The 12,030-nt window shown below is 70.6% G+C and carries 14 protein-coding genes and 1 pseudogene; 7 read left to right on the top strand and 8 right to left on the bottom strand.

Annotation, left to right across the window (positions count from 1 at the left end; all coding sequences use genetic code 11):
- The 3 genes from AB0M20_RS09160 to AB0M20_RS09150 all read left to right on the top strand — a co-directional run.
- On the top strand, positions 1-1,382 hold a 1,382-nt coding region (locus AB0M20_RS09160; protein WP_364296135.1), incomplete at its 5' end, for a GMC oxidoreductase.
- The gene (locus tag AB0M20_RS09155; protein ID WP_364296133.1) at positions 1,379-2,341 is read left to right on the top strand and encodes a TIM barrel protein; all 963 of its coding nucleotides are present in this window, start codon (positions 1,379-1,381) and stop codon (positions 2,339-2,341) included. The genes AB0M20_RS09160 and AB0M20_RS09155, both read left to right, overlap by 4 nt.
- Positions 2,342-2,352: 11 nt before the next feature.
- Positions 2,353-3,357: a sugar phosphate isomerase/epimerase gene (locus tag AB0M20_RS09150; RefSeq protein WP_364296131.1), complete on the top strand. Its 1,005-nt coding sequence runs from the start codon at positions 2,353-2,355 to the stop codon at positions 3,355-3,357.
- Here the strand turns inward: AB0M20_RS09150 and AB0M20_RS09145 are convergent.
- The gene (locus tag AB0M20_RS09145) at positions 3,326-4,237 is read right to left on the bottom strand and encodes a glutaminase (protein ID WP_364296129.1); all 912 of its coding nucleotides are present in this window, start codon (positions 4,235-4,237) and stop codon (positions 3,326-3,328) included. The two genes, AB0M20_RS09150 and AB0M20_RS09145, sit on opposite strands and share 32 nt — an antisense overlap.
- A gap of 246 nt (positions 4,238-4,483) precedes the next feature.
- Between AB0M20_RS09145 and AB0M20_RS09140 the strand changes: the two genes are divergently transcribed.
- A complete protein-coding gene (locus tag AB0M20_RS09140) occupies positions 4,484-5,287 on the top strand; it encodes a CBS domain-containing protein (protein WP_364296127.1) in 804 nt (267 codons plus the stop codon).
- On the opposite strand, the gene tal is transcribed toward AB0M20_RS09140, so the two are convergent.
- Positions 5,269-6,375 (bottom strand): transaldolase, encoded by a 1,107-nt coding sequence (gene tal / locus AB0M20_RS09135; protein ID WP_364296125.1) that lies wholly within the window; start codon positions 6,373-6,375, stop codon positions 5,269-5,271. The genes AB0M20_RS09140 and tal overlap by 19 nt on opposite strands.
- 27 nt (positions 6,376-6,402) lie before the next feature.
- On the bottom strand, positions 6,403-6,834 hold the full coding sequence (locus AB0M20_RS09130) for a hypothetical protein (RefSeq protein ID WP_364296123.1): 432 nt from the start codon (positions 6,832-6,834) through the stop codon (positions 6,403-6,405).
- Between the two features lie 100 nt (positions 6,835-6,934).
- Here AB0M20_RS09130 and AB0M20_RS09125 point away from each other — a divergent pair, with 100 nt between their 5' ends.
- Positions 6,935-7,606, top strand: a complete 672-nt coding sequence (locus tag AB0M20_RS09125; protein ID WP_364296121.1) for a helix-turn-helix domain-containing protein — start codon at positions 6,935-6,937, stop codon at positions 7,604-7,606.
- Position 7,607: 1 nt separating this feature from the next.
- On the opposite strand, the gene AB0M20_RS09120 is transcribed toward AB0M20_RS09125, so the two are convergent.
- The gene (locus tag AB0M20_RS09120; RefSeq protein WP_364296119.1) at positions 7,608-7,892 is read right to left on the bottom strand and encodes a DUF3040 domain-containing protein; all 285 of its coding nucleotides are present in this window, start codon (positions 7,890-7,892) and stop codon (positions 7,608-7,610) included.
- A gap of 181 nt (positions 7,893-8,073) precedes the next feature.
- Positions 8,074-8,538 (bottom strand): MarR family transcriptional regulator, encoded by a 465-nt coding sequence (locus AB0M20_RS09115; protein ID WP_364296117.1) that lies wholly within the window; start codon positions 8,536-8,538, stop codon positions 8,074-8,076.
- A 54-nt stretch (positions 8,539-8,592) separates the two neighbouring features.
- Between AB0M20_RS09115 and AB0M20_RS09110 the strand changes: the two genes are divergently transcribed.
- The gene (locus AB0M20_RS09110) at positions 8,593-9,018 is read left to right on the top strand and encodes an ester cyclase (protein WP_364296115.1); all 426 of its coding nucleotides are present in this window, start codon (positions 8,593-8,595) and stop codon (positions 9,016-9,018) included.
- Positions 9,019-9,030: 12 nt separating this feature from the next.
- Here AB0M20_RS09110 and AB0M20_RS09105 read toward each other — a convergent pair whose 3' ends face one another.
- Together AB0M20_RS09105 and AB0M20_RS09100 are read right to left on the bottom strand one after the other, a co-directional pair.
- On the bottom strand, positions 9,031-9,345 hold the full coding sequence (locus AB0M20_RS09105; protein WP_364296113.1) for a TraR/DksA C4-type zinc finger protein: 315 nt from the start codon (positions 9,343-9,345) through the stop codon (positions 9,031-9,033).
- Entirely contained in the window at positions 9,342-10,172 is an 831-nt protein-coding gene (locus tag AB0M20_RS09100) for a cell shape-determining protein MreB (RefSeq protein ID WP_364296111.1), read from the bottom strand. Before AB0M20_RS09100 ends, AB0M20_RS09105 begins: the two co-directional genes overlap by 4 nt.
- Before the next feature lie 283 nt (positions 10,173-10,455).
- On the opposite strand from AB0M20_RS09100, the gene AB0M20_RS09095 reads away from it, so the two are divergent.
- On the top strand, positions 10,456-11,685 hold the full coding sequence (locus AB0M20_RS09095; RefSeq protein WP_364296109.1) for a helix-turn-helix domain-containing protein: 1,230 nt from the start codon (positions 10,456-10,458) through the stop codon (positions 11,683-11,685).
- A gap of 5 nt (positions 11,686-11,690) precedes the next feature.
- Here the strand turns inward: AB0M20_RS09095 and AB0M20_RS09090 are convergent.
- Positions 11,691-12,030 (bottom strand): annotated as a pseudogene (locus tag AB0M20_RS09090) (ATPase); the annotation flags it as partial.

Genomic DNA, 12,030 nt, shown 5'->3' with positions numbered 1-12,030 from the left:
GACAGGTGAAGAACATCGTCGAACGGCTGGAGCGTGACCGAGCGCTGACGGAGCTTGCGCGCGGCGCCGACCCGGTGCCCGGGGGCACCGCCGCCCGGCCGGGCACGGCGCTGATCGGAGCGCCGGCAATGCCCAACGCCGCGGTCTCCACCAACGTCGGCGGCATGGGCGCGCACTGGACGGCGGCCTGTCCGCGGCCGGTGGACGACGAGGTGCCCGGCTTCCTCGATCCGGTGACTCTCGACGAGGCGTTGACCCGGGCCGAGGAACTGCTCGCGGTCACCACCCACGCCTTCGACCAGGCCCCGCTGACCGGAGCCGTCCAGGGCGTGCTCGGCGAACTGTTCGACCGTCCGGGCCGTCGAGCGGTCGGGCCCATGCCGGTCGCGGTCACGGTGGCGCAGGACGGCACGCTGCACTGGACCGGTCCCGCGATCCTCGCCGGCGACCTGTGGCAGCGGCCGGGCGTGACCCTGCGCTCCGGCGCCGTGGTCACCCGGATCCTCGTCGACGGCGGGCGGGCGACCGCGGTCGAGGTCACCGACGCCGGCACGGGCCGGCGGGAGATCCTGGACGCCCGGGTCGTCATCGTCGCGGCCGACGCGTTCCGCACCCCGCAGCTGCTGTGGGCCTCCGGCGTCCGGCCCGCGGCGCTCGGTCGCTATCTGACCGAGCACCCCCAGATCATGGCCGCCTCGATCCTGGACGACAGGTACGTCCCGGACGGCGTACCCGTCGACGTCGACCTGCCGGTCTCCTCCGCCGCGGCTCCCGGCGGCGGCGCCATCGTGCCCGTCTCCGGTGTCTCCTGGGTGCCGTACGCCCCCGACCGGCCGTTCCACGGCCAGGTCATGCAGATGGACGCCTCCCCCATGCCGCTGGAGCCGGGGGTCACCGTCCGGCCCGGCCAGGTCGTCGGCCTCGGCTGGTTCTGCCGCAAGGAACTGTCGCCGGACAACCGGGTCTGGTTCGACGACGGCGCCACCGACGAGTACGGCCTGCCGGCGATCCGGATCGACTACACCCTGAGCGCCGGCGACGAGCGGGCCATCGCCACTGCCACCGATGAGATCGGCCGGGCCGCGGAGGCACTGGGCCGGCCGCTGGGCGAGCCGTTCCTGATGCCCGCCGGCAGCTCGCTGCACTACCTGGGGACCACGCGGATGGGTCCGGCGGACGACGGCACCAGCGTCTGCGATCCGACCGGCCGGGTGTGGGGCACCGAGAACCTGTACGTCGGCGGCAACAACCTGATCCCCACCGCGACCGCCTGCAACCCGACGCTGACCGCCGTGGCGCTGGGCGTGCTCACCGCCCGTGCCGTGCGCGAGCGCGTCGCGGCTCTCGTCGACACACCCAACTCTGCCCGGGGTGACTCATGAACGGCACGACAGGTGCGCCCGAGCGGCGGATCAAGTGGAGCTACATGGACCACTGGCGCAGCAACGGCCCGGCCGGCCCGATCGACCAGTGGCACTCGCACCGCACCATGTCCGCTTTCCTCAAGCAGATCAAGGCCGTCGGGTTCGACGCCATCGACACCTTCGACTTCCGGCTGTGGCAGATGTACGGCGACTACGGCGGCCCGGCGAAATATCAGGAGATGGTCCAGGACCACGGCCTGGAGCGGATCGTGAACACCTTCCACGCCGCCGACTACGACCTGCGCAACTACGCGCCGCACATCCCGGAGACCCACGAGAACATCCTCGAGGACTTCCGGGTGACGATGGGGCACTGGTCGGTCATCGACCTGGACAACATCATCGTGATGCCGGCGACCCTCTACTACGACATGGAGCCGGTCACCGACGACAAGCTGAAGATCACCGCCGAGCTGTGGAACCGGGTCGGGGAGATCACCGCGAGCCACGGGGTCCGGCTGACCTGCCATCACGAGTTCTTCTGCGGCATCCAGAGCGAGCAGGACATCGAGACCTTCTACGCGCACACCGACCCGGCGTACGTCTCCCTGTTCGTCGACACGGCACAGCACTGCATCGCCTCGGTCGACCCGGTGGCCCTGTACCGGAGGCACGCGCACCGGGTGAGCGGCTTCCACTTCAAGGACACCCGCAACGTCGCCACCGGCGACGACCACAGACACCGGCCCGACTCGGAGATCATGGCGCCGACCACGGGCAAGTGGTTCTACGAGATGGGTACGCCGGACGGGCTCGTCGACTTCGAGGCGATGATGACCGCCGTACGCGACAACGACTACCGCGGCTGGATCTCGGTCGAGCACGACAAGGCCAACAAGGAGGGCGGCGACTACTCCGAGAGCACCGCGATCTCCCGCTGGTACGCCGCGAACGTCCTCGAGAAGATCTACCGATAGGGGGACGGCACGTGACCGACATCCGATGGGGCTATGCCCTCAACCAGTGGAAGCCGCAGTTCGACGACTTCGTGCGTCGCGAGCAGCACGAGCGGGCCCTCAAGACGATCTCCATCGCCGGCTTCGAGGGCGTGGAGCTGACCGCGGGCACCGGACGGTGGGAACCGCTGGGCAATCCGCAGCAGATCGACGCCAACTTCGGTTCACCGGAGGGATTCCGGGAGTTCCTCGCCGGCTGCGGGGTGGACGCCGTGTCGAGCTTCGTCTTCGACCCGCAGCAGCGCTCGTCGGAACACCTCACCGGCCCGCTGTCGCCACTGGCCGCCGCCGATGCATCGGCCATCGTGGACAAAGCCGCCTGGTTCGCCGACGCCCTGGCCCGCCTGGGCGGCACGGTGCTGGTGGTCCGGCCGGCGCCGTCGGCCGGCGACATCGAGCCGCTCGACGACGGCGAGCTGGACCGGCTCGCCGCCTGCTGGCAGGCGGTGGGCCGGGCAACGTCCGAGCGCGGCGTACGGACCGCATTGCACGTCAACTTCCTCTCCGCGCTGCGCAGGGACGACGCCCTCGACCGCCTCCTCGACCGCACCGACCCGGACATCGTCGGACTGGCGCTCGACACCGCAGAGGACACCGTCGCCGGGATCGACCCGATCCGCACCATCGAACGACACGGCGACCGGATCCGGCACGTGCAGTTCAAGGACGCACTGGCCATCGACGAAGCCAACGAATACCTGCAGCCGCACGCCCAGTACGCAGTGCTGCAACGGGGCGGAACCCGCGAGATCCCGCGCTGGTTCGCCGAACCCGGCGCCGACGACGGCCTGGTCGACTTCCCGGCGATCACCCGTGCCCTGCTGGCGGCGCGGTACTCCGGCTGGATCGTCGTCGAGAGCGACCAGAGCCCGCACCCGGCCGCGAGCACGCTGCTCGCCGGCTATCTCGTGCAGCGCGAACTGCGCCCGATCATCGACACTTTCGTCAGAACACCGACCAGCCGGTCAGCGTCGTGAACGCGTCCAACGCCGCCCGGCCGGCGCACGAGTTCCCGCTCTCGTCCAGGCCCGGCGACCAGACGGCCACGGTGCAGCGGTTCGGCACGACGGCCAGGATCCCGCCGCCGACCCCGCTCTTGGCGGGCAGACCGACCCGGTAGGCGAACTCGCCGGCGCTGTCGTAGGTGCCACACGTCAGCATGGTGGCGTTGAGCCGTTTGGCGGTGCTGCGCGACAGCAGCCGGCTGCCGTCGGCGCGCAACCCGTGCCGGGCGAGGAACCCGGCGGCCCGGGCGAGGTCCCGGCAGCTCATCGCGATGGCACACAGATCGGTGTACTGGTCGAGGACCACGTCGACCGGATGGGTCAACGCGCCGTAGTCGGCCAGCAGGTGGGCCAGTGCGGCATTGCGGTGGCGGTTCCCGGCCTCCGACTTCGCCAGTTGCCGGTCGACGTCGATCGCGGGGTTGTCCGCCTCGGTCCGCAGCAGGTCCAGCACGGCTCCGGTCGGGTCGCCGGTCAGGGCCAGCACATGGTCCACCACGACCAGGGCGCCGGCGTTGACGAACGGATTCCGCGGTACGCCGCGGTCGTTCTCCAGCTGTTGCAGTGCGTTGAACGGGCTGCCGGACGGCTCCCGCCCGACCCGCCGCCAGATCTCCTCGTCGTCGCCGCTGAGAGCCATGGCGAGGGAAAAGACCTTGGAGATGCTCTGGATGGACAGCGATGTCTGCCAGTCGCCGACCCCGTACACCGTGCCGTCGGCCGTGGCGAGAGCCATCCCGAACCGGCTCGGATCCACAGTGGCCAATGCCGGGATGTAGTCGGCGACCCGGCCACACCCGACGAGCGGCGAGACCTCGGCTCGGACGGTGTCGAGGATCGTCTGATATCGCACGGCTCACCCTCCGATCCGGCCGGTGACGTCAGCGTTTGTCGCCCACCATGCCGCGGCGGCGCGGCGAGCGTCATGGCCCGCCCCGGCCAATCTCCGCATGCCGGCTTGCCGGTCCCCGGCAGAGAACGCACTGTCCGGCTCCGAAAGACCATCGATCGAACCCGCCGTCGTTGCCGATGATCGGCAATGCCGACCGGCCGAGTCTGTGCGCCGGCGCCCTGTCGGGACGAGCCGAGCGAGACGAGGATGGAGTTATGGAACGGGGATGAGGAGAGGAGCAACATGCAGCAGTGGCGGGTACGCGATGTCATGACCACGGAAGTGATCACGGCTCCCGAGGACGCGTCGGTCGCGGAGATCGTCACCGTGCTCACCGACCGGCAGATCACCGCCGTGCCGATCGTCGACAAGTTCGATGTGGTGCTCGGCGTGGTGTCCTGGACCGATCTGCGGAGCAAGCTCGACATCGCCGCGCCGGACGGCAGGCGGCGAGTCGGTTGGTGGCGCCGGTGGGTGCCGCCGGCGCACTGGCCGCAGGCCACCGCCGTGGAAGTGATGAGCGGCCCGGCGCTGACCATCAGGGCCGATGCGTCGCTGCCGGCGGCCGCCCGGGCGATGTACCGCAAGGGTGTCGGCCGCCTCCTGGTGGTCGACGGCGACGAGCGGCTGCACGGCATCGTCACCCGCTCGGACTTGTTGAAGGTCCACGCCCAGCTCGACGCGGTCATCCGCGACGAGGTGGTGCACCGTGTGCTGCACCGCACGCTGATGATTCCGCCGGGGAAGATCCGGGCCACCGTCGAGGACGGTGTCGTGACCCTCTCGGGGCGCACAGCAAGCAGGACGACCGCCGTCGTTGCCGCACGGCTGACCGAGGCGGTCGCGGGCGTCACCGGCGTCGTCGACCAGCTCACGTTCGACATCGACGACACCGTCGCGGCAGAACCCGTGCGTCCGGCGGCCGCCCGGGATCCCCTTCGCGGCTGGTGGATCGGGCGCCGGCCCGCCGGCCAACTGGTGACGCAGCCGTCTCAGCGGCGGCTCAGCTGATCGGCCTTGTCCGCCAGCGCGGCGAGCACCTGCCGATAGGAGGTGTGGAAGCCGGCGACACCCTGGTCCTCCAGTGCCAGTCCGACATGGTCCATGTCGATGCCGGCCGCGGCGAGCCGGCGCATCACCTCGGCGGCTTCGTCCACGTCGGTGTCGATGGTGCGGGCCAGTGTGCCGTGGTCGGTGAACGCGGCGATGGTGCTCTCGGGCAGGGTGTTGACCGTCTCCGGGCCGATGAGGTGGTCGACGTAGCGGGTGTCGGGGTACGCGGGGTCCTTGGTGGAGGTGGAGGCCCACAGCGGCCGTTGTGGGACCGCCCCGAGCGTGGCCAGGCGGTGCCACCGCTCGCCGGTGAAGCGTTGCTGGAACAGCCGGTAGGCGAGTTTGGCCTGGGCGATCGCCGCCTGGCCGCGCAGCGCCGGCGCCTCGGTGGCGCCGGTCGTCTGCAGGCGCCGGTCGACCTCGGTGTCGACGCGGCTGACGAAGAACGAGGCGACGCTGTGTACGCGTGACGGGTCGCCGTCGCGCTCGACGAGGGCTTCGAGCCCGGACAGGTACGCCTCGATAATCTGCTCGTAGCGGGACAGCGAGAAGATCAGCGTGATGTTGATGCTGCGGCCCTCGGCGATCATCGCCCGGATGGCGGGGACCCCCTCCACGGTCGCCGGGATCTTCACCAGCAGGTTGGGCGCGGCGATCCGCTCGTGCAGCGCGCGGGCGGCCGTCAGCGTGGCCTCGGTGTCGTGGGCCAGCTCCGGGGCGACCTCGACGGAGACGAAGCCGTCGGTGCCCCCGGCGGCGTCGAAGACCGGGCGCAGCACGGCCAGCGCGGCGGTGATGTCGTCGACGATCAGCTGCCAGTACGCGTCTTCGAGCGGGCGACCGGCCGCGGTCAGCGCCGCGAACTGCTCGTCGTAGTCGTCGGAGCCGAGGATGGCCTTGGTGAAGATGGTCGGGTTGGCGGTCACACCGCGGATCCCGTCGGCGACCAGCTGCTGCAGGGTGCCGTCGCGCAGGTAGCCACGGGTGAGGTTGTCGAGCCAGGGACTCTGGCCGTACTCGGTGTAGAGACGTTCCATCGCGGTCATCGGTCTGCCTCCCGGCCGAACGGGACGCTACCGGGGGTTCTCCGCCGTGCGGCCGGCGAGCCGCCACAGCGCGAGAGCGCCGACCAGCAGGCCGAAGTCGCGCAGCGCGACGTCGTAGAAGTCGCCCAGGATCAGCAGGTTGACGATGATCCCGGCCAGCCAGGCGGCCACCACGACGGCGCCGTACCTCGGCCGTACCGCCACGAGGAGTCCGGCCACGATCTCGATCACGCCGACGGCGTACATCGCCTGTTGCGCCGTGCCCGGGATGAGCCGGTCGGCGAACGGCGCCAGGTAGCCGGGCCAGTCGGTCAGCAGGTTCGCGAACTTGTCCAGGCCGAACAGGATCGGCGCCGCCGTGAAGACGGTGCGCAGCAACAGGTACGCCTGCTGAGCCGGGTCCCCGGCTCGCCCGGCGTGGCGGACGGTCGTCGCCGAACCAGGTGTGCTGGTGCTCATGACATGCTCTCCGATCTTCTAAAAACAGAAATTCTGTACGTTAGAAAGCTAGTCCCGGCCTTCTTCTAAAGTCAAGATGTTCGTGTTTTACACTCGGATCATGACCCTCCGCCCGTTGCCCGACCGCGTCGCCGCCCTGGCCGCCCTCAACGACCCGGCCCGCCGCGCCGTGTTCGACCTCGTCGCCCGCGCCGCGACCTCGGTGAGCCGCGACGCGGCCGCGGACGCGCTCGGCGTCAGCCGGCGGGTCGCCGCGTTCCACCTGGACCGGCTCGCCGAACAGGGGCTGCTGGTCGTCGAGTACCGGCGGCCGCCTGGGCGCGGCGGTCCCGGCGCGGGCCGCCCGGCGAAGTTGTACCGGCGAGCCGAGGACGAGGTGGCGGTGTCGGTGCCCGAGCGGCATTACGACCTGGTCGGCGGGTTGCTCGCCGCGGCCGTGCAGGAGTCGATCAACACCGGCGCCGCGGTGCGGGAGGTGTTGCACCGCACCGCCTACGACACCGGCAAGACCGTTGGTGCGGCGGCCGGCACACTGCTCGCGGCGTTGGAGGACGCCGGGTACGAGCCGCGGCAGGATCACGACGGCGCCGTGGTGCTGGGCAACTGCCCGTTCCATCGGCTCGCCCGGCAGTACACGGCGCTGGTGTGCGGGGTCAACCTGCACCTGTTGCGCGGTGTCACCGACGGTGCGGAGGACGCCTCCTGTCTCGCGGAGCTCGACCCGGGCCCGGGCCGCTGCTGTGTGCGGCTCCTGCCGGTCCCGGGAGCGTGAGCTATCGCCGCTCGTTTCCGGTGCGATGGCGACCGCTGCTGAACCACCAGCAGGCGCTCACCCCGGCCACACTCAACGCGATGACCGCCATTTCCAGGCGGGCCGTCAACACCGCCAGGCCCATGAGCAGTGCCGCGACGATCAGCCAACCGCGTGCGGTGATGCCGCGCCGCTTGCGCGGACCGGGCTGGATGTCGAGATCGAAACGCTGCACGAACTCGGGATCCGTTGTTCGCAGTTCGCGTTCGATCTCCGTCAGCCTGCGCTGTTCCGCTTCGCCAAGCATGCCTACTCCTTTCAGAGTTGCGACCTTCCGCGTGGGTCTACTGTGGATGTCTGACATGAGTTACCGCGTACTTTCTTCCACTATGGAGACAATCGCGGTGGGCTGACAGGGCCGGCGAAGGACACGTTGGCGGCTCGGGATTGCCGATCACGGGCAACGTCCCCGGCCATCCAGGTCCTGGTTACGAGTTGTGGTAGCGCTCCGACGCGTCGGGTGCATCGACCAGGCGCCGTAGACGGTCCGCCACCGTACCCAAGGCCCGGCCGAACTGGTCGAGCTCGGCCTCGGAGAGGTCGGCGGTCAGAGCAGCCGCGGCCTGCTCCCGGTCGGATTCCATGGCGGCCATCGTCCGCTCGCCCAGATCGGTCAGGGTCACTCGCACAGCTCGCCGATCGGTGGGGTGCGGGTGACGTTCGAGATAGCCGTGCGACTCCAGCGCGTCGACCAGCCCGGTGACGTTGCGGGGGCTGACCTGCAGGGCGGACGCCAACGCCTGCTGCGTCGACGGGCCGAGCCGGCGCAGCTCCCACAGCAGGTGGACGCGCGACGTGGTCAGCCCCGTGCCGGCGAACGACCGTGCCATGTCCGCGTGCAGCAGCACCGAGATCTCCAGCAACCGGTCGAACACCTGCACCTCGATGGACATAATCGTGATGCTACTACACTATGTAGCTACTACATGAATTGAGGTGCACCCGTCATGACCGACGCCCAGCACAACGTCGACCTCGTCCGCCGGGCCTTCTCGGTGTTCAACACCGGGGACCTCGACCGCTGCATGAGCTTGCTGACCGAGGACTTCGTCATCAATCTCGCCGGCATGCCCTTCCAGATGCGGGGGCGCGCGCCCTGGAGAGGCAACGTCGAGCTCATGCGAGCCGCCTTCCCGGACATTCACGCCCACATCGACGACATCTTCGGCGACGGGGACCGAGTCGCGGTCCGCCTCACCTTCCGCGGCACGCATCGCGGGGACTTCCAGGGCATTCCCGCGACCGGCCGTGAAGTGGCCTACATGAGCCTGGAGCACTACCGCATCCAGGACGGCCTCCTGGCCGAGGAGTGGATCTCCTCAGACCTGACCACGCTGATGCGCCGGCTCACCGAGCCTGAGCAAGCACACTGACGACGCCCGGGCTCAGTGCGGTTGGCATCTGGTGCAGACGTCGGCGTGCGGCACGGCGCGCAAGCGGCCGAGCGGAATCGGCTGATCGCAGACCCGGCAGATGCCGTAGGTGCCGTCAGACATGCGCCGAAGTGCCCGGGCGGTGTCGGCGATGCCCTGCCGGGCGGTGTCGGCGAGGGCGTCCAGCGATCGGGCGTCGTAGCCCCCGTGGCCCGGGAGCCGGCCGCAGATGGTCAGCTCGGTCAGCCGGTTGGTGTGCACGACGAATTGCTCCTCGAGCATGCTGCGGAGCAGCTCCAGCGGTTCCTCGGTGATGGTCACGGTCATCGGGGTCCTCCGGTCGGTTCCGAGCCGGGTCTGGACAAGCGGGGGTGGCGCAGCAGAGACATCGCGGCCAGGCCGGCGCCGTTGAGCGCGGCGGTGCGAGGAGCCGAGGCGCGATGGATGCGCAGTCGCAGCGCGGTGGAAAGAGCTAGGGAAAGTTCGGGGTACGAGGCTCCGTCTCCGACCAACAGCAGTCCGCGAGTCATCGCCACGGTCAGATCCGGTGCGACCGCGCTGTCGAGCAGGTCGTTGACGTGGCGTACGAGGATCTCGCTGAGCAGGTCGGTGGTGGCACCCAGCGCGAGGTCGCCGGTGCCGAGGTCGGAGCGGCGGGCCGCGATGACATGCCCGTCCTTCAGCAGGGCGAGCTCGGACACCTGGGCGCCGACGTCGGCGATCAGCAGGGTGCCTGCGGCCGCACCGGAGCCGATGGCAGCGGCACGGACGGTGTCGATGAATTGCAGGAGGGAGGGCGCGAAGACGGCATCGATCACCCGGCGCATCGCGGCTTGGTCGGATGCGCCGGCGAGCACCGGCCGGCAGGCCACGAGAACTCCCCCGGCGGGGACCGGTTCCGCGTAGCGGCGGGCCAGTTCCGACAGCTGCGCTATGCACCCGTCGACGTCGACGATGCTTCCGCGCCGCACCGACGCGCCGGCTGAGGCGGGCGCGTCGCGGCATGGACCGGTGATGGTGCCGCGATGCGCTGCCCACACGCCGATGGCGCTGCTTCCCAGATCAACGGCGATCGCGGTCGGCGGGGTGACCGCGGCCAGGGCAGCATCACGGTTCCTGGCCGCCGGCCGGGAGGAGACGAGGTTTGCGGGCACAGTGACACCCATTCCTTTCACAGGCGATCTGCTGCGATGCCGTTCCGGGCGGCGAACCGAGCCGGCGGCGCCTTCCTCGCGCGATCACCCTGTTGTGGACAACCCCCATCCTCGCCGCGAAACGACCAGGGGGCAGGGGCCGGCACAGGAGAAGAACCTCCTGGTCTAGTTGCCGACACCCGGCAACGGGGTCGGCAGAAGCCCAGGTCAGCGAAATTCTTCAGCCGGATCCGGCCCGGATGCGCGATGCTGGACCTCAGCTCTAGCGAGGAGAGTCGTCCAGGTGGCCGGCAAGAACGCACGGGAGAGACACCGGCCCGCGGCCGGCGCGGACGAGCAGTGGCTCGCCGACGTCGCCGCCGGGGCCAGCCGCGACGCCGGCGGCATTCCGGTGGCTCTGCTCGGCGACTACCTGCCGCTGCTGGCCGACGCCGCCATCACCGGCCGCAAGCCGAAACGCGCCGAGCTCGACGCCGTCGGGGCCCTCGGGCGGCAGGCCGCGGAGCAGGGCATCTCGGCCGGCCGGGTGGTACAGCTCTATCTGTCCGCCGCCCGGCGGCTGTGGCAGGACCTGCCGGCCGTCGTGCGGAGCCGCGACCGCGAGGCCGTGCGAGCGGCGGCGACCGCCGTGTTGCAGGTCATCGACGATGCCGTGGCGACCCTGGCCGAGGGGTACGCGGTGGCCCGCCGCGACCTGGTCCGCCGGGAGGAGACGCTGCGCCGGGAGCTCATCGACGATCTCCTGCGCGGTGACTCCGACCTCGGAGCCCTGGTGGACCGGGCCGAGCCGTTCGGCCTCGACCTCGCCCGCGTCCACCAGGTCGCCCTCGCCGCCCCGAGCCGCCGGCTGCCGGACACCGATGCGGCGATCACCGCCCTCGAGGCGGTCATCTTCGACCGGCTCGGCGATCGGGACGTTCTCGTCGCCACCAAGGACGGACTGCTGGTGGTCCTCGCACCGGCCGAGGCGACCAGCCCGGACACCGCACCGGCCGGCCACGACGAACTCGGCAGATTGATGCACGATCAGCTGCGCCGGCTGCCGCGCGGGCGGCCGTGGAAGATCGCCGTCGGACGGCCACACCCCGGCCTGTACGGCATCGCCCGCTCCTATGAGGAGGCTCGTGAGGCGCTGACCATGGCGGCCCGGCTACGCCTTCCCACCCCCGTGGTCAACGCCCGCGACCTGCTCATCTATCGGGTGCTGCTGCGCGACCAGCCGGCCATCGTCGAGTTGGTGCACGCCGTGCTCACGCCGCTGACCCGGGCGCGGGGCGGCGCCGAGCCGTTGATCACGACCCTGCAGGCGTACTTCGACACCGGCGGCGTGGCCACCGAGACCGCTAAACGCATCCACGTCTCGGTGCGGGCGGTGACCTACCGTCTCGACCGCATCCGCGCCTTGACCGGCTACAACCCGGCCGACCCCACACATCGGTTCACCCTGCACGCGGCGGTCCTCGGTGCCCGCGCCCTGGACTGGCCGGAGAAGCCGCTGCCCGCGTCCGGGTGAGCCGGTCAATCCACTCCGATGCCCAGGGCGTTGAGCGCGGCTGCACCGCGGTCGGCGTGCCCGCCGCCCGCCAGGAGGAGGGTCCGCGCGGACTGGTACGGGCAGCCGGCGACCTCCAGCGCGTCGGCGGTGGCCAGCAGCCGCTGCTCGTCGCCGTCGAGCAGGGCCGCGGCGCGCTCGACCAAGGCCTCGGCGACCGGGTTGCCGGCGACGATCCGCCGGGCCTCGGCCACCCGGCCGGCGGCGACCGGGCTCCGGGTCAGCACGTCCGCTTCGGCGCGCAGCGCCACGTACCAGTGCAGCCAGATCCAGGTCACCCAGCGCCACACCTCGTGGGGCTCGGGT

Source organism: Actinoplanes sp. NPDC051633, from assembly GCF_040681735.1.
Lineage (GTDB): Bacteria > Actinomycetota > Actinomycetes > Mycobacteriales > Micromonosporaceae > Actinoplanes.
This window is presented reverse-complemented; position numbering and strand designations above follow the sequence as displayed.